The sequence below is a fragment of the Microbacterium phosphatis genome (assembly GCF_049177115.1).
Taxonomy (GTDB): Bacteria; Actinomycetota; Actinomycetes; order Actinomycetales; family Microbacteriaceae; genus Microbacterium; species Microbacterium phosphatis.
Window position 1 is genome coordinate 2,957,384 of the sequence record NZ_CP185370.1, and the last position, 21,705, is coordinate 2,979,088.

Annotated in this window: 18 protein-coding genes; 8 read left to right on the plus strand and 10 right to left on the minus strand. The window is 72.1% G+C overall.

The genetic code is table 11. The annotated features are described in order from the left end of the window. Positions 1 to 77: 77 nt before the first annotated feature. From ACOKGD_RS14195 to ACOKGD_RS14210, 4 genes are read left to right on the plus strand one after another with little or no spacing between them, the layout of a single operon-like run. On the plus strand, positions 78 to 1,214 hold the full coding sequence (locus ACOKGD_RS14195; protein WP_342336447.1) for a Gfo/Idh/MocA family protein: 1,137 nt from the start codon (positions 78 to 80) through the stop codon (positions 1,212 to 1,214). A 2-nt stretch (positions 1,215 to 1,216) separates the two neighbouring features. Continuing rightward, complete coding sequence (locus ACOKGD_RS14200) at positions 1,217 to 2,407, plus strand: dihydrodipicolinate synthase family protein (protein WP_342336448.1); 1,191 nt, start codon at positions 1,217 to 1,219, stop codon at positions 2,405 to 2,407. Further along, positions 2,404 to 3,300 (plus strand): sugar phosphate isomerase/epimerase family protein, encoded by an 897-nt coding sequence (locus ACOKGD_RS14205; RefSeq protein ID WP_342335709.1) that lies wholly within the window; start codon positions 2,404 to 2,406, stop codon positions 3,298 to 3,300. Before ACOKGD_RS14200 ends, ACOKGD_RS14205 begins: the two co-directional genes overlap by 4 nt. Positions 3,301 to 3,309: 9 nt before the next feature. Beyond that, the gene (locus ACOKGD_RS14210) at positions 3,310 to 4,332 is read left to right on the plus strand and encodes a LacI family DNA-binding transcriptional regulator (RefSeq protein ID WP_342335710.1); all 1,023 of its coding nucleotides are present in this window, start codon (positions 3,310 to 3,312) and stop codon (positions 4,330 to 4,332) included. 325 nt (positions 4,333 to 4,657) lie between these two features. Here the strand turns inward: ACOKGD_RS14210 and ACOKGD_RS14215 are convergent, their stop codons facing one another. The 4 genes from ACOKGD_RS14215 to ACOKGD_RS14230 all read right to left on the minus strand — a co-directional run bounded on the left by ACOKGD_RS14215 (position 4,658) and on the right by ACOKGD_RS14230 (position 9,717). Further along, positions 4,658 to 5,974, minus strand: a complete 1,317-nt coding sequence (locus tag ACOKGD_RS14215) for a serine hydrolase domain-containing protein (RefSeq protein ID WP_342335712.1) — start codon at positions 5,972 to 5,974, stop codon at positions 4,658 to 4,660. 41 nt (positions 5,975 to 6,015) lie between these two features. Then, positions 6,016 to 7,440 carry an MFS transporter gene (locus ACOKGD_RS14220; RefSeq protein ID WP_342335713.1) on the minus strand — a complete coding sequence of 475 codons (1,425 nt, stop codon included), beginning with the start codon at positions 7,438 to 7,440 and terminating at the stop codon, positions 6,016 to 6,018. 139 nt (positions 7,441 to 7,579) lie between these two features. Continuing rightward, a complete protein-coding gene (locus tag ACOKGD_RS14225) occupies positions 7,580 to 8,572 on the minus strand; it encodes an LLM class F420-dependent oxidoreductase (protein ID WP_342335715.1) in 993 nt (330 codons plus the stop codon). 95 nt (positions 8,573 to 8,667) lie between these two features. Beyond that, the gene (locus tag ACOKGD_RS14230; RefSeq protein ID WP_342335716.1) at positions 8,668 to 9,717 is read right to left on the minus strand and encodes a lipoate--protein ligase family protein; all 1,050 of its coding nucleotides are present in this window, start codon (positions 9,715 to 9,717) and stop codon (positions 8,668 to 8,670) included. Positions 9,718 to 9,797: 80 nt separating this feature from the next. Between ACOKGD_RS14230 and ACOKGD_RS14235 the strand changes: the two genes are divergently transcribed. From ACOKGD_RS14235 to ACOKGD_RS14245, 3 genes are all read left to right on the plus strand, one after another. Next, complete coding sequence (locus ACOKGD_RS14235) at positions 9,798 to 10,445, plus strand: ThuA domain-containing protein (protein WP_342335718.1); 648 nt, start codon at positions 9,798 to 9,800, stop codon at positions 10,443 to 10,445. A gap of 65 nt (positions 10,446 to 10,510) precedes the next feature. Then, the gene (locus ACOKGD_RS14240) at positions 10,511 to 11,455 is read left to right on the plus strand and encodes a nucleoside hydrolase (protein ID WP_342335720.1); all 945 of its coding nucleotides are present in this window, start codon (positions 10,511 to 10,513) and stop codon (positions 11,453 to 11,455) included. A 213-nt stretch (positions 11,456 to 11,668) separates the two neighbouring features. Then, the gene (locus tag ACOKGD_RS14245) at positions 11,669 to 12,628 is read left to right on the plus strand and encodes an alpha/beta hydrolase (protein ID WP_342335721.1); all 960 of its coding nucleotides are present in this window, start codon (positions 11,669 to 11,671) and stop codon (positions 12,626 to 12,628) included. Positions 12,629 to 12,657: 29 nt separating this feature from the next. Here the strand turns inward: ACOKGD_RS14245 and ACOKGD_RS14250 are convergent, their stop codons facing one another. Next, complete coding sequence (locus ACOKGD_RS14250; protein WP_342335722.1) at positions 12,658 to 14,004, minus strand: MFS transporter; 1,347 nt, start codon at positions 14,002 to 14,004, stop codon at positions 12,658 to 12,660. Beyond that, a complete protein-coding gene (locus ACOKGD_RS14255) occupies positions 14,001 to 14,333 on the minus strand; it encodes a MarR family winged helix-turn-helix transcriptional regulator (RefSeq protein WP_342336450.1) in 333 nt (110 codons plus the stop codon). Before ACOKGD_RS14255 ends, ACOKGD_RS14250 begins: the two co-directional genes overlap by 4 nt. 147 nt (positions 14,334 to 14,480) lie before the next feature. On the opposite strand from ACOKGD_RS14255, the gene ACOKGD_RS14260 reads away from it, so the two are divergent. Beyond that, positions 14,481 to 15,326, plus strand: a complete 846-nt coding sequence (locus ACOKGD_RS14260) for an alpha/beta fold hydrolase (protein WP_342335724.1) — start codon at positions 14,481 to 14,483, stop codon at positions 15,324 to 15,326. 101 nt (positions 15,327 to 15,427) lie between these two features. On the opposite strand, the gene rocD is transcribed toward ACOKGD_RS14260, so the two are convergent. From rocD to ACOKGD_RS14280, 4 genes are all read right to left on the minus strand, one after another. Further along, complete coding sequence (rocD, locus tag ACOKGD_RS14265; protein ID WP_342335725.1) at positions 15,428 to 16,600, minus strand: ornithine--oxo-acid transaminase; 1,173 nt, start codon at positions 16,598 to 16,600, stop codon at positions 15,428 to 15,430. Next, positions 16,597 to 17,454, minus strand: coding sequence for a dimethylargininase (ddaH, locus tag ACOKGD_RS14270; protein ID WP_342335726.1), 858 nt, complete (start codon positions 17,452 to 17,454; stop codon positions 16,597 to 16,599). Before ddaH ends, rocD begins: the two co-directional genes overlap by 4 nt. Positions 17,455 to 17,538: 84 nt before the next feature. Next, the gene (locus ACOKGD_RS14275) at positions 17,539 to 17,724 is read right to left on the minus strand and encodes a hypothetical protein (protein ID WP_342335727.1); all 186 of its coding nucleotides are present in this window, start codon (positions 17,722 to 17,724) and stop codon (positions 17,539 to 17,541) included. 194 nt (positions 17,725 to 17,918) lie between these two features. After that, positions 17,919 to 21,695, minus strand: a complete 3,777-nt coding sequence (locus ACOKGD_RS14280) for a bifunctional proline dehydrogenase/L-glutamate gamma-semialdehyde dehydrogenase (RefSeq protein ID WP_342335729.1) — start codon at positions 21,693 to 21,695, stop codon at positions 17,919 to 17,921. Between the last annotated feature and the right edge of the window lie 10 nt (positions 21,696 to 21,705).

The following is a 21,705-nucleotide window of genomic DNA, read 5'->3' on the forward strand; positions in this document are numbered from 1 at the left end:
GGCCCGACAGCAAGGAAGCCACTGTGACTGACACCACGACCCCCCGTCCCGAAGGAACCCGGGAAGTCGGCATCATCATGAACGGCGTCTCGGGCCGCATGGGGTACCGCCAGCACCTGGTGCGCTCGATCCTGGCCATCCGCGACCAGGGCGGCATCGAGCTGCCCGACGGCTCGAAGGTCACCGTGCGCCCCCTGCTCGTGGGCCGCAGCGAGACGAAGCTGGCCGAGATCGCGGCGCAGCACGGCATCGAGGACTGGACGACCGACCTCGACGCGGCGCTCGCCGACCCGAAGTGGGAGATCTACGCCGACTTCCTCGTCACCAAGGCCCGGGCCTCGGCGCTGCGCAAGGCCATCGCCGCGGGCAAGGCGATCTACACCGAGAAGCCCACCGCCGAGGGCGTCGAGGAGGCGCTCGAGCTGGCCCGCCTGGCGCAGGCGGCCGGCGTGAAGAGCGGCGTCGTCCACGACAAGCTCTACCTGCCCGGGCTGCAGAAGCTCAAGCGCCTGATCGACTCGGGCTTCTTCGGCCGCATCCTCTCCGTGCGGGGCGAGTTCGGCTACTGGGTGTTCGAGGGCGACTGGCAGGCCGCCCAGCGCCCCTCGTGGAACTACCGGGTCGCCGACGGCGGCGGCATCATCGTCGACATGTTCCCGCACTGGAGCTACGTGCTGGAGAACCTGTTCGGCGAGGTCACGTCGGTCTACGCCCAGGCGGCGGTGCACATCTCCGACCGCTGGGACGAGAAGGGCGAGCACTACGACGCCGACGCCGAGGACGCCGCCTACGGCATCTTCGAGATCGAGGGCGGCGCCGGTGAGCAGATCATCGCCCAGATCAACTCGTCGTGGACGACCCGCGTCGACCGCGGCGAGCTCGTCGAGTTCCACGTCGACGGCACACACGGCTCGGCCGTGGTCGGCCTGCACAAGGCGCGGATCCAGCACCGCAACGCGACGCCGAAGCCCGTCTGGAACCCCGACCTCGAGGACTCGCACGACTACGACGCCGACTGGCAGCCGGTGCCGGCCAACGACGTGTTCCTCAACGGCTTCCGCCAGCAGTGGGAGGAGTACCTGACCTCCTACGTGCTGGGCACCGACTACGCCTTCGACCTGCTCGCCGGAGCCCGCGGCGTGCAGCTCGCGATCGCCGGCCTCGAGTCGAGCCGCACCGGCGCGAAGGTGGCCCTCGAGGAGCTCTCGCTGTGACGCTGTCGCTGCTGGATCCCACCGGATCCGTCACGCGCGTCGCCCTCGAGGAGGGCGCCTCGTTCACGCGGCCGAGCACCCCACTGCGCTCGCGCGTCGCCTACGCCGCCGCGCACGTGGTGCCGCACGCCTGGGCCGACAACACCCCCGGTCGCGCCGCCGAGATCGACTGGGACGCCACCCTCGGCTTCCGCCGCAACGTGTACCGCTGGGGCCTCGGCGTCGCCGACGCCATGGACACCGCACAGCGCAACATGGGGCTGGATCCGGCCGCGGTGCGCGAGCTGATCCGTCGCTCCGCCGAGGTCGCGCGCGAGGAGGGCGGATCGGTCGTCGTCGGCGTCAACACCGACCACGTCGAGGATCACCTCATCTCGCTCGAGGAGATCATCGGCGCGTACACCGACCAGCTGCACTTCACCGAGGAGCAGGGCGCAGGGCCCGTGCTGATGGCCTCGCGCCACCTCGCCCGCGCCGCCGGGTCGCCCGCCGACTACGAGCGGGTCTACAACGCCGTGCTCGCCTCGGGCACCGCCCCCGTCGTGCTGCACTGGCTGGGGGCCGCCTTCGACCCCGAGCTGGCCGGGTACTTCGGATCGCGCGACGGGCAGGAGGCCGCGGAGGTCCTGATCCGGATCATCGAGGCGAACCCCGGCCGGATCGCCGGGGTGAAGATGAGCCTGCTGGACGCGGCGAGCGAGGTGTGGGTGCGCGAGCGCCTGCCCGCGGACGTGCGCATGTTCACCGGCGACGACTTCAACTACGTGGGACTGATCGGCGGCGCCGACGTTCCCGACGCGCCGCAGCCGGAGCGCACCGCGGGCGCGCGAGCGCACTCGGACGCGCTGCTCGGCGCCTTCGCGGCGATCACGCCCGTGGCATCGGCGGCCATCCAGGCGCTGGATGCCGGCGACCCCGCCCGCTACCTCGCGCTGCTCGGGCCCACCGAGGCGCTCTCGCGCCAGGTGTTCGCCGCGCCGACGTACTTCTACAAGACCGGCGTCGCGTTCCTCGCCTGGCTGAACGGCCACCAGACGGCCTTCCAGATGGTCGGCGGCCTGCACTCGGCGCGCAGCCTTCCCCACCTGTCCGAGATCGTGCGCCTCGCCAACGCGTCGCGCGCGCTCGAGAACCCCGAGCTCGCGGCCGCCCGCTGGCACGCCCTGCTCGACCTGAACGGAGTGACCCGGTGACCACCGACGCCGCGCGGATCCCGCACCCCCGCCTCTCGATCAACCAGGCGACGATCAAGAAGACGACCGTCGCCGAGGCGCTGCGCGTCACGGCCGAGGCCGGCATCGGCGCGATCGGCCTCTGGCGGGAGCAGGTGCAGGACGCCGGTCTCGCCGAGTCGGCGCGCATGCTCGCCGACTCGGGCCTGCGCTACTCGACGCATTGCCGCGGCGGCTGGTTCACCGCCCCGGAGGGCCCGGATCGGCGCGCGGCGATCGACGACAACCGCCGCGCGATCGACGAGACCGCGACGCTGGCCGCCGCGGGCGCCGCGGGGTCGCGATCCGTCCTGGTGCTGGTCGTCGGCGGTCTGCCGGCGGGATCGCGCGACCTCGTCGGTGCCCGCGGGCGCGTGGCCGATGCGGTGGCCGAGCTGGCGCCGCACGCCCAGGCGGCGGGCGTCACGCTCGCCCTCGAGCCGCTGCACCCGATGTACGCCTCCGACCGCTCCGTGCTGTCGACCCTGGATCAGGCGCTCGACCTCGCCGCCCCGTTCGATCCTGCCGTTGTGGGCGTCACGGTCGACACCTTCCACCTGTGGTGGGATCCGGAGGTGCTGCCGAAGATCGAGCGCGCCGGGCGCGAGGGTCGCATCGCCACCTACCAGGTGTGCGACTGGAAGACCCCGCTCGAGGCCGACAACCTGCTCTCGCGCCACTACCCCGGCGACGGCGTCATCGACTTCGGGCCCATGACGCGTGCCGTCGAGGCCGCCGGCTACGACGGCGACATCGAGGTCGAGCTGCTGAACCAGGCGATCTGGGACACGGATCCGGCGCTGGCCGTGCAGCGGACGATCGACGGATTCGACGCGGCCGTGGCGCCGCATCTCGCGCGCGTTGCGGCTCGGTAGGCTCTGCGCATGCCCACGCCCCCGCCTGCCGTGACCCGCGCCGCCACGCTCGGCGATGTCGCGCAGGAGGCCGGCGTCTCGCTGGCGACCGCCTCGCGCGTGCTCAACGGATCGCGCAAGGTCGCCGAGAACTACCGCGTGCGCGTGCAGGCCGCCGCCGAGCGCCTCGGCTACACGGCCAACCTGTCGGCTCAGACGACCGCCCGGGGCACCTCGGCCGTGGTCGCGCTGCTCGTCGCCGACATCGCCGACCCGTACTTCGGGCAGCTCGCCGCGGGAGTCACCCGCGCGGCAGAGGCGGCGGGCCTCATCACCACGATCGCGATCACCGACCGCGACGCGGAGCGCGAGCTGCGGCTCGTGCGGACGCTGCGCGGCCAGCGCCCCCGCGGAATCATCCTCGCGACCTCGCGGGACGCCTCGGATCCTGCTCCCCTCGCGCGCGAGCTCGAAGCCGCCGTCGCGCACGGCGCGCGCGTGGTGACGCTCGGCGCCGGGGTGGCGGGCTCGCAGGTCGTGCCGATCGACAACCTCGCCGGGGCGCGGGCGCTCGGGACCGCCGTGGCGGGTCTCGGCTACCGCTCGGCCGTGGTCATCGCCGCCGCCGAGGGGGTGCGCACCTCGGACGACCGCGTCGCCGGGTTCACCGAGGGCTTCACCACCGCGGGCGGATCGGCGCCCCGCGTGGTGCGCGCGGGCATCTCGCGCGACGCCGGCTACACGGCCGCGGCCGCGCTGCTCGCCGAGGGCCTGGACGAGGGCACGCTGCTGTTCGGCATCTCGGACGTCGTCGCCATCGGCGCCATCTCGGCCGTCCGCGACGCGGGCCGCGTCCCCGGGGCCGACATCGCCATCGCCGGCTTCGACGACATCGCCGCGGGCCGCGACATCGTGCCGGGCATCACCACGGTCACCGTTCCGCTCGAGGCCCTCGGCGCCCAGGCGCTCGAGGCCGCCGTCTCGGACGACTGGGACGGCGCCGCCGCGCTCCCCCTCGAGGTTGTGCTCCGCGACTCCACCCCGCGCCGCTGACCCGCGTTCGCTCGTTGAGCGAGGCGCGCCAGCGCCGAGTCGAAACGGGCACAGCGCGCACGGGCTCAGGACGTACGAGGCTCGGCCGTTTCGACTCGCTTCGTTCGCTCAACGACCGCCGGGGGGCGGCGAGGGCCACCGGGGCGCACGGCGTTGACTGCCCCAGCGCCGCTCTGCATCGCGCCCCAACCCACCCTCGCTCGTTGAGCGAGGCGCGCCAGCGCCGAGTCGAAACGGACACGGCGCCCACGGGCTCAGGGCGTACGAGGCTCGGGCCGTTTCGACTCGCTCCGCTCGCTCAACGACCGCCGAGCGGGGTGGGGCATCAGAGCGGGAGGGACTCCGCCCACGCGGTGTCGCCCGAGAAGATGACGTTCTGCGACCAGGCGAGCTCGACCGAGGCGGGGCCGAACGTCGCGGTGCCGGACCACGAGAAGGGGGTGCCGAGCATGTGCGCGGTGACGCGCAGGGTGTCGTCATCGGCCCAGGCGAAGGCGGCTCCGAAGGCGCCGTCGATCAGCCACTGGCCGTGCCACGCGCGCAGCGTGGTGCCGCGGTGGGTGATCTCGAGCACATCGCCGACGCGGCGCAGCGGCCCATCGTTCTCACGCGGGGACGTCGCGGACCCCTCCGGCAGCGGAAGGCTGAGCGCGGGCGCGAAGGTCTCGCCGCCCTCGCCCGGCTCGCCGAACTCGAGCGTCGACCAGATGAGATCCAGGATCCCCTGGGTCGCCGACGAGCCCGAGGTGATCGCGATCACGGCATCGTGCTCGGGCCAGACGATGATGAACTGCCCGAACGCCCCGTCCGCGCGGTACGCGCGGTTGCGGCAGCCCCACAGCTGGTAGCCGTAGCCCTGCGCCCAGTCCGGGTCCCAGCCCTGCGGGTGGGCCTCCACGAGCGGCCTGCCCGCCCGATCCACCCACTCCGCGGGGATCAGCTGCGCGTCGCCCCAGCGACCCCGCTGCAGCAGCAGCTGCCCGAACGCGGCCATGTCCTCGGTGCGCAGCGACAGCCCGAAGCCGCCGACGTCGATGCCGTCGCGATCCTGCTCCCACGTCGCGCCCGTGATCCCGAGCGGCTCGAACAGGCGGGGTGTGAGCCAGTCGAGCAGCCGCTCGCCGGTGAGGCGATGCAGGATCACCGAGAGCAGGTACGTCGCGCCCGTGTCGTAGACGAACTGCGAGCCGGGCTCGAGGGCGACCTCCTCGGCCAGGATCGCGCGGGTCCAGTCGTCCTCCGGGCGGCTGAGCGTGAGGCCGACGCCGTCCATCGAGCTCTTCGCGTGGCCCGTGGTCATGGTGAGCAGGTGCTCGATGCGCATCGCGGCGAGGTTGTCGCTGACGACGTCGGGCAGCTTGTCCGGCAGCAGGTCGACCACACGGTCATCGGTGCGCAGCAGCCCCTCGCCCACCCCGACGCCGACCGCCATGGCGGTGAAGGCCTTCGACACCGAGAACAGCCGGTGGTGGTGGGAGGGAGCGTGCGGGGCGTACCAGGCCTCGGCCGCGACGGATCCGCCGCGCAGGATCATCGCCGAGTGCACGTCGCCGCGCGCCTCGAAAGCGGCGAGCAGCTGCTCGACACCGCCGATGCCGGCGCGTTCGGGAGAGGTCCTGGGCAGTCGTCGCTGATCGCTCATCCCCCGATTCTCTCGTGCGCGGAGGGGTGGGGCGCTCGCCGTCAGGCGGTGTCGGACGGCGCGGTCGCCTCGGTCGCCTCCGTCGGCGCGGCCGCCTCCCCCGGGGCGGCCGTCTCGGCCGGCGCCCTGGCGTACTGCGCCGACAGCGTGCGGTACTGCGGAGTGAGGAACGCGAGCAGCGCGATCACGGTCGTGATGAGACCGGCGAAGAGGAAGATCAGCGCGATGCCGCGGTTCTCGCCCTCACCCAGCAGCCAGGCCCACTGCGCCTCGCCGTCGCCGCGCATGTACGGGATCACCCACAGCTGCGCCAGCGGCGCGATCAGCAGCGACGTGATCGGCGCGGCCGCGGCCTCGAAGGTCATGGCGAAACCGAAGACGCGCCCCTGCTTCTCGTACGGCACCACCTTCTGGATGACCGTCTGCTCGGCCGCCTCGATCGCCGGGATGGCCGCCATGTAGAGCCAGCAGCCGAGGATGTACAGCCACGCCCACTCGCGGATCGTGAACACCGCACCCAGCACACCGATCAGCGCGGCGAGCACCAGCATCGTGCGCATCGGCCGCTTGCCGAGGCCGGTCACGGCGATCACGGCGCCACCCGCGATGAAGCCCGTCGAGGCCACGGCGAACCAGATGCCCCAGCCCTGCACCTCGAACATGTCGATGCCGTACGGATCCATCAGCGCCATGTAGACGCCGCCGACGAAGTTGTTGATGGTCGAGAACAGCACAAGCGCGAACAGCCCCGGCGCCGCGAGCACGGCAAGCCACCCGCCGCGGATGTCGACCCACTTCGTCTGCCCCTCGACGTGCACGATCTCCCGCTCGGGAATCCGCAGGGCCGCCAGGTGCAGCATGGCCAGCAGCATCACGGCGAGGCCGATGATGAGCGTCCAGCCCATGCCGAGGAAGCCGATCGCGAGGCCGCTGAACACGCTGGTGACGAGCATCGAGACGCCCTGCACCGTGCCGACCATGCCGTTCGCGTTGGCATGGCGCTCGACGGGGACGAGCAGCGTGACCGTGGTCGAGAGCGCGATGTTGCGCAGCTGCTCGACGACCGCACCCGCCAGCATGACGACCGCGAAGATCCAGAACCAGGGAAGCGTCAGATCGGACATCGTGCCCTCGCCGATGGCGAAGAAGAACGCCGCATCGAGCGCAAACACGATGAAGGCGATCACCGTGGCCCACAGCATCACGGCCTTCTTGCGGAACCGGTCGACAAGGGTGCCGAACATCATGCTGAACAGCGCGATGAACAGCATGTACGCGCCGCCGATGACGCCGGTCGCGATGACGTTGCGGGTCTCCTGGTAGGCCCAGAACGTGAGCCCGAACCACAGGAAGCTCGTGGTGATGTTCGCGATCGCGGTGTTCACGAGCACGTGCAGGAACGTGCGGAACCCGCCCTCGGGGGCGAGGGCCAGCGCGGTGCCGTCCTGCGTCGCCGGATCGCTCATGGGAAGACAGTAAGGCGGGGTTCCGACATTCGGAACCCCGCCTCGTTGTCAGGCCGTGGGCGGCTGGGGGCGTTTCGACTCGCTTCGCTCGCTCAACGAGCGAGGAGGAGAGCGGCGCCCGGTGGCCGAGCGGGGACGCTCAGCCGCCGAAGGCGGGGATGACCTTCTGCTCGAACAGCTCGACGCCGCTGAGGTCGTAGGCGGCCTCGGGGAAGTAGTGGATCGCGTAGCCCATGCCGGCCTGCTGCATCGCGGCGAGCTTCTCGGAGACCTGCTCGACGGTGCCGACGAGCGCCTCGCCCGCGGTGTACGCGTGCGTGAAGTGCTCGTAGCCGCCGTCGGAGAGGAAGGGCTTCACCCGCGCGAAGATCGCGTCGAGGCGCTCGGCGACCTCGGCCTCGGTGTCCGCGACGACGGTGTTGAAGTTCGCCGAGCGTGTGATGGAGGCGAAGTCACGGCCGAGCCTGTCGGTGTGCCCGCGCAGCACCTCGCTCTTGTGCGCGAACGCCTCGGGGCCGCCGTTGAAGTTGGTGTACGAGGCGTACTTGGCCGCGATCCGCAGCGTCACCTTCTCGCCGCCGCCGGCGATCCAGAACGGGATCCCGCCCTGCTGGATCGGCAGGGGGCGCACCTGCGCGCCGTCGACCTGGTAGTACCTCCCGTCGAGCGTCGCCGATCCGGTCGTCCAGGCCTGCTGCATGATCTCGACGCCCTCGCCGAGCATCTTCAGGCGGTCCGGGATCTCGGGGAAGCCGTAGCCGTACGCGCGCCACTCGTGCTCGTACCAGCCGCCGCCGATGCCCATCTCGACGCGGCCGCCGGAGACGTGGTCGACGGTCGCGGCGACCTTGGCGAGGTAGGCGGGGTTGCGGTAGCCCATGCAGGTGCACATCTGGCCGAGGCGGATGCGGCTCGTCGACGCGGCGAAGGCGCTCATCAGCGTCCAGGCCTCGTGCGTGGCCTCCTCGCTGGGCTCGGGCGTGGTGTGGAAGTGGTCATAGACCCACAGCGACTGCCACGGGCCCGCATCGGCACGCTGCGCGAGCGTGTTCATGGTGCTCCAGTGCTCTGCCGGGTCGATGTCGACCAGGTCGAAGCGCCAGCCCTGCGGGATGAAGGTTCCGAATCGCATCCTTGCTCTCCTCGAGTTCGCTCCGGCCGCCGTGCCGGACGTTCGTCAGGCTATCGGCCGCGGCGGGCGCCGCGGGCCGAACGCACGCAACCGGTTCAGGGAACGCGGTGCAGCCACGCGTCGGTGGCGAACTTCGACGCCACCAGCGCCTCGGCCTCGGCGTACTCGTCGGCCGAGATCGTCCCCATCGTCGCCCCGGTGAAGGACTGGAACGACTGGATCAGCCGGTCGATGATCTCGCGACGGGTCATGCCGGTCTGACGGCGGATCGGATCCACCCGCTTCGCGGCGGACGCCGTGCCCTTGTCGCTGAGCTTCTCGCGGCCGATGCGCAGCACCTGCGCCATCACCTCGCCGTCGATGTCGTAGCTGAGGGTGGCGTGATGCAGCACCCCGCCGTTGGCCAGGCGCTTCTGGGCGGCGCCGCCGATCTTGCCGGTCGGACTCGCGATGTCGTTGAGCGGCTGGTAGGTCGCGTCGATGCCGAGCGAGCGCAGCGCCTGCAGCACCCAGTCGTCGAGGTACGCGTACGAGTCGGCGAACGTCAGGCCCGCCACCAGCGAGGCCGGCACGTGCAGCGAGTAGGTGATGATCTGCTCGGCGCCCATGAGCATCGCCCCGCCGCCGGAGATGCGGCGGACGACGTCGAAGCCGTGCGCGGCGGCGCCCTCGGGGTCGACCTCGTTGCGGTACGACTGGAACGAGCCGATCGAGACGGCCGACTCGTTCCACTCCCAGATGCGCATGGTGGGCTTGCGGCGCCCCTCTCCGACGCGGGCGGTGAGCACCTCGTCGAGGGCGAGGTTCATGTTGGGCGAGACGGCGGGGTCGTCGACGACCTCCCACTCGAAGTCGCTCCACGCGGCGGCGGTCACGAGGGCACGGCGCACGGCGGTGCCGACCGACTCGGGGGTGAAGCCCAGCAGCTGCGCGCCCTCCGGCAGCGCTCCGCGCACGGCCGCGGCGATGGTGGGCACGTCGGCGGTCTCGGGCAGCCCGGTGACCGCGGCGTTGATGTCGAGCAGCGCGTCGTCGGGTTCGAGGAAGAAGTCGCCGGCGAGGTGGAAATCGCTGATCCTGCCGTCGACGACCTCGAGGTCGACGACCACGAGCTTGCCCCCGGGGACCTTGTATTCACCGTGCATGCAATCAGCCTAGGTCGCCGCCCGCCGCCGCGTCCCCGGGGCGCGCGACGCTCCGACCGCGGAGGGTGTGGAATGAAGCCATGAGTCACATCGCCGTGATCGCCACCGCCGAGGGGCGCTACCGCGACCCCTGGCATCCCTTCGATGAGACGACGGAGCGCGTGCGCGAGATCCTCGCAGAACGCGGGTTCGAGGTCCGGATCCTTCCCGTCGACGACGCGCTGCAGGCGCTCGAGGGCGCAGACCTGCTGGTCGTCAACGCGGGCGACCCATGGCGCGAGGGATCGTTCGGGGCGCCCCGCGAGAGCATCGAGGGCCTCGAGGCGGCGCTCGCGCGCGGGATCGGCGTGCTCGCCCTGCACGCGGCGGCCTCGTCGCTGCGCGACCACGCGTCCTGGGCGCCGGCGATCGGGCGCGTGTGGCTCCCCGAGGTGTCGATGCACCCCGAGATCGGCGAGGCCGAACTCGACTGGGCCGATCACCCGCTCGCGGGGGCCGAGCCGCTGGCCGTGTTCGACGAGCGCTACTCGTTCCTGCAGGCCGTGGGTGACAGCGACGTGGTGGCGACGCACGAGCACGCCGGCCACACCCACCCCGTCGTCTGGACCCGCCGCCACGGTGCCGCCCGCGTCGCCGTGGACCTGCTCGGCCACAGCGCCCGCTCGTTCGACTCCGCCGCGCACCGGGACCTGCTCGGGCGCCTCGCCGACTGGGCGACGGGCTCGTAGTCCCTCACCCCCTGCCCCGACGCCGCACGGCGTCTTCTGACCACCCCCGCCGGAAAGGCCCCCTCATGCTCCCTGTCATCCTCGACGTCGACACCGGCATCGACGACGCGCTGGCGATCCTGTTCGCCGTCGCCCATCCCGACCTCGATGTCCGCGCCATCACCTGCGTCGACGGCAACTCGTCACTCGAGAACGTGGTCGCCAACACGCTCGCCGTGCTCGACGTGGCCGGCGCGGGCGACATACCCGTCGCCGCGGGCGCGCGCGAGCCGCTGGTCGAGCCGTCGCGCGAGGCCGCGTGGGTGCACGGCCCCGACGGGCTCGCCGGCACGGCCCTGCCGGCCTCGCCCCGTCACCCGGCCGACATCCACGCGGTCGAGCTGATGCGCCGCACGCTGGCCGAGGCCTCCGAGCCCCTCACCGTCGTCACGCTCGCCCCGATGACCAACCTGGCCCTGCTGATCCGGATGCATCCCGAGGTCATCGACCGGATCGAGCGGGTGGTCTACATGGGCGGATCGGCGTCGCGCGGCAACGCGACCGCGGTGGCCGAGTTCAACGTCTGGCACGACCCCGAGGCGGCGCATGTCGTGCTCAACAGCGGGGTCCCGCTGACGATGTACGGCCTCGACGTCTTCGAGCGGGTCGTCATCGAGCCGGATCGGATCGCGCGCCTGCGATCCGGGTCGGACGTCGAGCGGCTCGCGGGGCGGCTCCTCGGCTACACCGCCGTGCACCCGGCCAGCGGCGAGACCTTCACCTACGCGATGATCGGCGACGCCGGCGCGCTGTGCGCCCTGGTGGCGCCCGGGCTGTTCCGCTTCGAGGATCTGCCCGTGCAGGTCGAGCTCGGCGGCACCTACAGCCGCGGGCAGCTGATCGTCGATCGGCGCGAGCCCGGGGAGGGCGACTACCTCGGGGCCGCACCCTGGCCCCGGGCCGACGTGGCGCTGGAGGTCGACGCCGACGCTGTGGCCGAGCTGTTCCTCACCACCCTCCGCGGCTCCTAGTCACGAAACGCCGCGCGGCGGGATCGTCGCGCGGCGTTTGCTGACCACCAGCACCGGGCCGGGCGCGACACGCCCGGCCCGTCGGCCTCTTGCGCGGAGAACGGACGTTCTCATACAGTGAGGACCAGGACAGAGAACGAACGTTCTCAGGTCGGAGATCCTCTCCCGCACCCACCGGATCCACGCCGGATCCCCTCCAGAAAGAAGCAGGCCATGTCCGCAAACCCCCGCCACATCTCGCTCGAGCCGGCCGCGCAGGCGTTCGTCGAGGCCACCTCGACGCCGCCGTTCCTGTACCAGCTGCCGGTGGCCGAGGGCCGCGCGGCGGTCGACGGCGTGCAGGACGAGCCGATCTTCAAGCCCGAGGTCGACGAGCAGTGGATCGACGTCCCCGGCGGCCCCACCGGCACCGTCGCGGTGCGCATCGTGAAGCCGGTCGGCGCGACGGGCGACCTGCCCGTGATCCTCTACATCCACGGGGCCGGATGGGTGTTCGGCGACGCCCACACCCACGACCGCCTGGTGCGCGACCTGGCCGTGGGCACGGGCGCCGCGGTCGTCTTCCCCGAGTACGACCGCTCGCCCGAGGTGCGCTATCCGCACGCGATAGAACAGGCCTACGCCGTGGCGCAGTGGGTCACGACCTCGGGCTCCGAGCAGGGCCTGGACGGATCGCGGATCGCCGTGGCCGGCGACTCGGTCGGCGGCAACATGTCGGCGGCGCTGACCCTGATGGCGAAGGAGCGCGGCGACGTGTCGTTCCGCTTCCAGGTGCTGTTCTACCCGGTCACCGACGCGTCGTTCGACACCGCCAGCTACCACGAGTTCGCGGAGGGCTACTTCCTCACCCGCGACGGCATGAAGTGGTTCTGGGACCAGTACACGACCGATGAGGCCGACCGCGCCCAGATCACCGCGTCGCCGCTGCGCGCCACCACCGAGCAGCTCGCGGGCCTCCCCGCCGCTCTGGTGATCACGGCCGAGGCCGACGTGCTGCGCGACGAGGGCGAGGCGTACGCCGCCAAGCTGCGCGCCGCCGGCGTCGAGGTCACGGCGTTCCGCGCCCTCGGCATCGTCCACGACTTCGTGATGGTGCACGGCCTCCACGGCACCTCCGCCGCTCAGGCCGCCATCGCCCAGGCCGTCGCCTCGCTGCGGGCCGCTCTGGCCTGACCGGCCCCGCGAGCGACGCGAAGCGCGCGTCAGTCGTCGTCGGTCAGGCGGATCGGCGTGGTCTGCGCGCCCTGCTCGCTGAACTGCTCGGGGGCGACCACCGGCACCGCGCGCGTGATGATCTCGATGGGGCGCGTCTCGGCGAGCTCGAGCCCGAGGCGCGACCCCGCGCGCCGGCGCAGGCGCCCGGACGCGATGACCCAGGTGAGGCCGATCGCGCAGGCGGCCAGCCCACCGGCGGCGCCGACGAGGATCGCGACCCGGGGCCCGAACTCGGCGGCGACCCATCCGACCAGCGGGGCGCCGAGCGGGGTGCCGCCCATCAGCACGGCGACGTAGAGCGCGAGCACCCGCCCGCGCAGCGAGGGGTCGGTCGTGGTCTGCACGTAGCCGTTCGCCGTGGTCAGCGTGGTGACGATCGTGAACCCGATGAAGACCAGGCACACGGCGTACATCCAGTACACGGGCATCATGGCCGACACGATCGCCACGATGCCGAAGGCGCCGGTCGCGATGATCGCCACGCGCAGCCGCGCGCGGGCGCGACGGGCGGCGAGCAGCGCCCCCGCGAGGGATCCGATCGCGAGGATCGAGGAGAGCAGGCCGAAGCCGTCGGCCTCGCGGCCGAACTCGATCGCCATCGTCGAGGCGAAGATCGGGAAGTTCATGCCGAGCGCACCCAGCAGGAACACCATGGCGAAGATCACCATCAGGTCGGGCCGGCGCGCGACATAGCGGAAGCCGTCGGCGAGGCGCGTGCCCGCGGCGGCCTTCTTGCGCGGGATGAGCTCGCCGGATCGGATCACCGCGAGCGCGCCGAGCATGCCGGCGAACGCGACGACGTTGATCAGGAACACCCATCCGGTGCCGACCGCGACGATCAGCAGGCCAGCGGCGGCGGGGCCGATCATGCGCGCGCTGTTGAACGACGCGGCGTTCAGCGCGACCGCGTTCGACGCGTTCTCGCGCGTGACGAGGTCGGACACGAACGCCTGGCGGGCGGGGTTGTCGAAGGACACCACAAGACCCGTCGCGAACGCAAAGCAGTACATCAGCGGCAGCGTCATCAGGCCGTTCAGCAGCAGCACGCCGATCGCCGCCGAGAACAGCAGCAGCGTCAGCTGCGTGATCACCATGATCCGGCGGCGGTCGAAGCGATCCGTCACCCAGCCCGAGACGCCCACGAGCAGCAGGGGCGGGCCGAACTGGAGCGCCATCGTGATGCCCATCGCGCCGGCGTCGTTGTCGGTGAGCTCGGTGAGCACCACCCAGCTCTGCGCGGTCGACTGCATCCACGAGCCGACGTTCGAGACGAGGGCGCCGATGAACCAGACCCGGAAGTTGAACGAGGCGAAGGAGCGGAACATCGCGTTCATCGCTCGATCACCCCCAGGATGATCCGGGCCGCGTCGCGCAGGGTCGCGCGCTCCTCGGCGGGGAGGTCGGCGATCACCCGGGCGAGCCACTGGTCGCGCCGCCGGATGGTCTCGTCCACCACCGCCGCGCCCGTGTCGGTGATCGAGATGTTGACCTTGCGGCGGTCGACGTCGTCGGGCACGCGGACGATGTAGCCGTCCTCCTCGAGGGCGTTGACGGTGCGGTTCATCGACGGCGCGGTGACGCCCTCGCGCTCGGCGAGCGCCGTCAGCGTGTGGGGGCCGTGCCAGCGCAGCGCGCCCAGCACCGCGAACTGGCCGTCTGGCATCGTCGCCACGGCCCGCTGCTGTCTCATGTGCCTGGCCAGCCGGAAGGTCGCATGGCGGATCTCGGACGCGGCTTCGTGGAGGTCAGGCATAGACCCTTAGCTTAACTCATTAGTTTGGCTAAGGGTCCGTTATGGCAGGATCGGCCCATGCCCGAGTTCATCGACGACCATGGGGTCGCGATCGTGTACGACGTCCACCCCGCCGCCGGAGAGCCCCGTGGTGTGGTGCAGCTGCTGCACGGCGTCGGCGAGCACGCCGGCCGCTACGGCGCGCTCATCCAGGCGCTGACCGCCGCCGGGTTCACGGTCTACGCCGACGACCACCGCGGCCACGGCCGCACCGGCATGACCCAGCACGGCGGCGATGCGACGAAGCTCGGCACCCTCGGCATCGGCGGGCACTCGGCGGCGGTCGCGGCCGTCGCGAAGTTCACCCGGCTGATCCGCGACGAGAACCCGGGGCGCCCCCTGATCCTGCTCGGGCACTCGTGGGGCTCGTTCCTGTCGCAGAAGCTGTTCAACCTGCAGCCCGAGGCCTACTCGGCGGTGATCCTGAGCGGCTCGGCGCTGCTCACGCCGCTCTCGCTGAGCGCCGCGCCCCTCAACGCGCGCTGGAAGGGCCCCGGCGCGACCGGCACCGAGTGGCTCTCGTCCGACCTCTCGGTCGGCAAGGCGTTCCTCGAGGATCCGCTCAACACGTCGGCGCCCCTGCTGAAGCTGTTCGGATTCGCCAACGCGCTGCGCCTCTACGGCCTGCCGCGGCGCCGGCTGCCCGACGTGCCGATGCTGCTGCTGGTGGGGTCCGACGACCCGGTGGGCGGCCCGCGCTCGGTGGCGAAGCTCGAGAAGGCCTACCGCGAGCGCTCGGGGCTGACCGATGTGACCACGATCGTCTACCCGGGCGCGCGCCACGAGATCTTCAACGAGGTGCAGCAGGCCGAGGTGCGCGCCGACCTGATCAGCTGGATCGACGCGCGCTTCGCCGTGCGCTGACCCGCCACGGAGTTCACACCCGCTGCGCTCGCCCGCTGCGCCCGCCCCTCGTTCGTTGAGCGAGCGCAGCGAGTCGAAACGCCTCGGCCTCCCGCGGCGCCTCAGCCGTGGATCGCCAGCTGCACCTGCTCGAGGGCCCAGTCGAGCTCCGTCGCGCGGATGACCAGCGGCGGGGCCAGGCGCAGGGTCTGGCCGTGGGTGTCCTTGGCGAGAACTCCCCGCGCCAGCAGCCGCTCGGCGACCTCGCGCCCGGTGCCGTGCGCGGGGTCGATGTCGACGCCCGCCCACAGACCCACCTGACGGAAGCCGGTGATGCCCTCGAGCGTCTCGAGGCGCGTGCGCAGGTGCTCGCCCAGCTGGGCCGAGCGCTCCTGGAAGCGGCCGGTCTGCAGCAGTTCGACGACCTTGAGGCCCACGGCCGCCGCCAGCGGATTGCCGCCGAACGTCGAGCCGTGCTCGCCGGGCTTGATCACGCCGAGCACGTCCTCGTCGGCGACCACGGCCGAGACGGGCAGGATCCCGCCGCCCAGCGCCTTCCCGAGCAAGTAGACGTCGGGCACAACGCCCTCGCGGTCGCATGCGAACGTCGTCCCCACGCGGCCGAGGCCCGACTGGATCTCGTCGGCGATGAACAGCACGTTCTTCTCGGTCGCGAGCTCGCGGATCCGGCGCAGGTATCCGTCGGGCGGGACGATCACGCCGCCCTCGCCCTGGATCGGCTCGATCAGGATCGCGGCGGTCGTCGCGTCGATGGCGGCCTCGATGGCGTCGGCGTCGCCGTACGGCACCGCGACGAACCCCGGAGCGTACGGACCGAAGTCGGTGTGCGCGGTCGGGTCGTCGCTGAAGCCGACGATCGTGGTGGTGCGGCCGTGGAAGTTGCCGAGCGCGACGATGATCTTCGCCTCGCCGGCCGGGATGCCCTTCACGCGGTAGCCCCAGGCGCGGGCGACCTTGATGCCGGTCTCGACGGCCTCGGCGCCCGTGTTCATCGGCAGCACGAGGTCCTTGCCGCACAGGGCGGCGAGCGCCGCGGCGAACGGCCCGAGCTGGTCGTTGTGGAACGCGCGGCTCGTGAGCGTGAGGCGACCCAGCTGATCCTGAGCGGCCTGGATGAGCTCGGGGTTGCGGTGCCCGAAGTTCAGCGCCGAGTAGCCCGAGAGCATGTCGAGGTAGCGCTTGCCCTCGGCGTCGGTGACCCAGGCCCCCTCGCCCTCGGCGACGGTGACGGGCAGCGGGTGGTAGTTGTGCGCGACGTGCGTCTCGTCGGTCACTTCGCGCCTCGCAGCTCGAGGGTGCAGCACTTGATGCCGCCGCCGCCGAGCAGCAGCTCGGACAGGTCGACCAGGATCGGGTTGTAGCCGCGCTCGCGCAGCTGCGCCTCGAACCCCTTCGCGCGGGGCGAGATGATCACGTTCAGGCCGTCGCTGGCCGAGTTGAGGCCGAACACCGCACCGTCCTCGTCGGACACGCGGATCGCGTTCGGGAAGCGTCGCTCGAGCTCGGCCTGGCTCGCCTCGTCGAAGGCGTGCGGCAGGTACGCGACGCCCGGCTCGGCGCCCTCTTCAACGACCGGATCCAGGATCGCCAGGGCCGTGTCGAGGTGGTAGAACCGCGGGTCGACGAGGGTCAGGCTGACGACCTCGCGGCCGAAGATGCGGCCGACCTCGGCGTGGCTGTCGCCCGTCGAGCGGAAGCCGGTCCCGGCGAGGATGACGTCGCCGGCGAGCAGGAAGTCGCCCTCGCCCTCGTTGACCTCCTCGGGCACCCGGGTGTCGAACCCGTTCGCGCGGAACCAGTCGATGAACGCCGGCGACTCGCCCTGGCGCTCGACGTAGCGGAACTCGGGCCCGTAGGCGACGCCGTCGATCACGAACCCGCCATTGGCGGTGTAGACCATGTCGGGGAAGCCGGGCAGCGGGTCGATCAGCTCGACCTCGTGCCCGAGCTCGAGGTACGTGTCGTGCAGCACCTGCCACTGCGCCACGGCCTTGGCCGTGTCGGTGGGGTTGGCCGGCTCCATCCACGGGTTGATCGAGTAGCTCACCGTGAAGTGCTCGGGGCGGCACATCAGGTAGCGGCGCTTGTGTGCGACTCGGGCGGGGGTCTGTGCGGTGATGTCGGACATCTCGCTCCTCTTATGAAGGTGCGGCGGACGCTGTCCACAGGCCCGGCGGAGCGAGGATACGCCAACGGCACGGGCACGCCGCGATCATTCTGACATGCGTTCCGGGACGGATCCCGGATCCTCCGTGCTCTCGCCCGTCAGCGGGTTCGGCACGGGGCCCTGCTCGCTGCGGCGGCGCATCATCACGAGCACCACGGACACGACGATCGCGATCGCCAGGACCATGCCGACCAGCACGGCCACCATCACCAGCAGCGCCACGATGTCCATGCCCTCACGCTAGGCGCTCGGAGCCCCCCGCGGCGATACCGCGCCGCACGGCGGCGTGCGCCGGGCACCCGCGCGGGCTCGCGCCCCATTCGCTCGTTGAGCGAGCGAAGCGAGTCGAAACGGGTTCAACCGGCGCACGGGCTTGGCCGTTTCGACTCGGTCGTCCCTCCCTCGCTCAACGAACGAGGGAGGGGTCAGATCACCTCGGCCGACCAGTCGTCGGGGTTGCCGAAGCGGTGGGCGGTGATGGTGATCGACTGCTCGCGCAGGAACGGCAGCAGCTCGATGCGACCCGCGGTCGTGACCTCGCCGGCGTAGACGGCGAGATCCGGATCGCCCGCGACGCCGTCTGCCAGCAGGGTGCGCAGCGACGCGATCGCGTCCTCCGAGCCGATGAGGCGGGCGCGCGGCGCCCGCCCGAGCGGGGCGATCTGCGCGCCGACCGGCACCGCGGCGACGGCGTCCTCGGACGGGCGGCCCGCCGCGCGCGAGACCCACTGCTCGTCGGTCTCGACGTAGACGGGGATGTCGAGCTCGCCGAGGACGCGACGCACGGCCGGCGGCAGGCCGACCGGGGTCGAGAGCGAGAACTCGCCGCCCGCGCGGACACCGGCGATGACCACGCGCAGCACCGCCTGCCAGGTGGCATCCCCCGCCGCGCGCACCGACACCACGGAGGGCCGGTACCGGAACAGGTTGCGCTCGATCTCGAGCTGCGACACGTCGCGGACCCGGCCGAACTCGCGCTCCCAGACGATCGCGTCGGACAGCGCGGCCCGACGCAGGAAGTCGAACTCAGCCGCCGACAGCGAAGGCTGGGCGGCTTCGATGAGCGCGACGATCCGGGTGTCGAGGCCGCGCAGCGAGAGGGCGTCGCCCGACGGGCCTCCCGCCGACGGCCGCCACGAACCGAGCCCGATCAGGTAGTTCGGGCCGCCGGCCTTGGTCCCCGCGCCCACGGACGAGCGCTTCCACCCGCCGAACGGCTGCCGCTGCACGATCGCACCGGTGATCCCGCGGTTCACGTAGAGGTTGCCCGCCTCGACCGACTCGAGCCAGTGCTCGAGGTCCTCCGGATCCTGCGTGTAGAGCCCGGCGGTGAGCCCGTAGTCGACGGCGTTCTGCCACTCGATCGCGCGCTCCAACGTGGGGGCGTGCATGATGCCGAGCACGGGCCCGAAGAACTCCTCGCGGTGGAACCGCGATCCGGGCCGCACGCCCGTGCGGATCCCGGGGGTCCAGAACCGGCCCTCCTCGTACTGCCAGCCCTGGTCGCCGAGCTGCTGCGGCTTCACCAGCCACTGCTCGCCCTCGTCGAGGGTCGTCAGCGCCCAGTCGAGCTTGCCCTGCGGCACCTCGATCACCGGCCCGACCTCCGACAGCGGATCCGACGGCGGGCCGACACGCAGCGAGCGGGTCGCGTCGACGAGCTGCCGTGCGAACCGGCGGGATCGCCCGACGGGGCCGACGAGGATCGCGAGCGAGACCGCCGAGCACTTCTGCCCCGCGTGGCCGAACGCGCTCTTGACGAGGTCGCCCGCGGCGAGGTCGAGGTCGGCGGTGGGGGTGATGATCATGGCGTTCTTGCCGCTGGTCTCGGCCAGCAGCGGCAGCTCGGGCCGCCAGCTGCGGAACAGCTTTGCGGTCTCCCACGCGCCGGTGAGGATGACCCGGTCGACCGCCTCGTGCGCGATCAGCTGCTGCCCGAGCTCGCCCTCGGAGATGTCGACGAGCGCGAGGACGTCGCGCGGCACGCCGGCATCCCACAGCGCGTCGGCCACGACCGCGGCGCACCGCCGCGCCTGGGGCGCGGGCTTGAAGACCACGCCGGATCCCGCGGCGAGCGCGGCGAGCACACCGCCCGCGGGGATCGCGATGGGGAAGTTCCACGGCGGCGTGACGACGGTGAGCCGCGAGGGCTCGAACACCGCCCCGGCCACCCTGTCGAGCTCGCGCGCGGTGGCGGCGTAGTACTGGGCGAAGTCGACGGCCTCGCTCACCTCGACGTCGGCCTCGGCGAAGACCTTGCCGGTCTCGCTCGCTGCCACCTCGATCAGCTCTCCGCGGCGGGCCTCGAGCGCGCGTGCGGCGCGCTGCAGCACGGCGCTGCGCTCGGCGGCGGGGCGTCGGCCCCACGCCTCCCCGGCGGTGCGCACGCGCGCGACGGTCTCCTCGAGGGCGGCGGCGTCGGTGATCAGCGCGCCGCGGATGGTCGCGTCGCCCGCGGTGGAGGACGGGATCCGGGCGAGGATCTCCTTCGCCCAGGCTCGGTTGGCGGGGAGGGCCGGATCCGTGTCGGCGGCGTTCTGGAAGCCCGGCGCGCCGACGGCGCGGCCCACCTCACGGAGGGCGAAGACGGCGGTCTCGACGAACGACGTGTCCTCGGCGACGGCGCGGAACTCGTCGGCCGGGTCGATCGCGCGCGTCTCGCCGGGCGAGGCCAGGGCGGGCGTCGAGGATCCGCGGCCGAGGTCCGGGATCAGGCGGGTGACGTCGTCATCCCACCCGACGTCCTCGCCCTCCAGGCCATCGGCCGAGGGGGCGGCCGCGCGATCCTGGTGGCGGTTCGGCGCGGCAGGCAGCGACGGATCCGACGCGCGCTCGACCGACGCGACGAACCGGTCGCGCTCGCGGGCGAACAGCGACGGATCCTCGTCCATGTCGAAGGCGGCCGAGAGGAAGTTCTCGGACGACGCGTTCTCCTCGAGGCGTCGCACCAGGTAGCTGATGGCGACGTCGAACTCGGCGGGGGCGACCACCGGCACGTAGAGCAGGACGTGGCCGACCTCGCGGGTGACCGCGGCGACCTGCCCCTGCGCCATGCCGAGCAGCATCTCGAACTCGAGGACGCCGTCGGTCACCGGGCCCGCCCCGCGCACCCCGCGTTCGCCGGCCAGCAGCCAGGCGTATGCGATGTCGAACAGGTTGTGCCCGGCCACGCCGATGTTCACCGCCGCGACCCGCGTCGGGTCGAGGGCGTGATCGAGGCAGCGCAGGTACGACGCGTCGGTGTCCAGCTTGGAGGCGTGGGTGGCGAGCGGCCAGCCGTGCATCACGGCGTCGACCTTCTCCATCGCCAGGTTCGCGCCCTTCACGAGGCGCACCTTGATCGGGGCGCCGCCCGCCTCCACGCGCGCCAGGGCCCACTCGGTGAGCCCCTCGAGCGCGGGCAGGGCGTCCGGCAGGTAGGCCTGCAGCACGATGCCGGCGCGGTAGCCCTTCAGCTCCGGCTCGGCCAGCAGCCGCTGGAACACCGCGACGGTGAGGTCGAGGTCGCGGTACTCCTCCATGTCGAGGTTCAGGAACGTGCCGTGCGCCGCGGCCGAGAGATACAGCGGGCGCAGGCGCTCGACGACGTGGTCGACGGTCTCGTCGAACGCCCACATCGACAGGTGGCTGACGATGGCCGACACCTTCACCGACACGTAGTCGACGTCGGGGCGCTTCACGAGCTCGTGGATGCCGGCGAGCCGGCGCTTGGCCTCCTGCTCGCCCAGCACGGCCTCGCCGAGCAGGTTGAGGTTCAGGCGGGCGCCCCCCTCGCGCAGCTTCGCGATCGCGGGGCCGAGCTTCTCGGGGCGGGCGTCGACGATGAGGTGCCCCACCATCTCGCGCAGCACCCGTCGGGCGATCGGCACGGTCGGCAGGGGCAGGATCGGCGCGACGGCGCCGCCGGTCTTCACCGCCCCGCGCAACCACCAGGGCAGGAAACCCGGCACAAGCGGCGCGACACGGCTGAGGTTCGCCGCCGCGGCGGCGGCGCTCTCGGGCCGCATCACCCCGTCGACGAATCCGAGCGTGAACGGCAGCCCGTGCGGATCCTTGAGCACGCCGGCGAGGCGCTCGGCGGACGGATCCGCCTCGATGCCTGCGGCTTCGGTCACCCAGCGCTGGGCGAGGGACACGGCGGCCTCCACGAGGTGGTGGGAGGCGGCCTCATCCGAATGAATCGGGTCGAGATCGTCGGCCATGTCGTCAGCC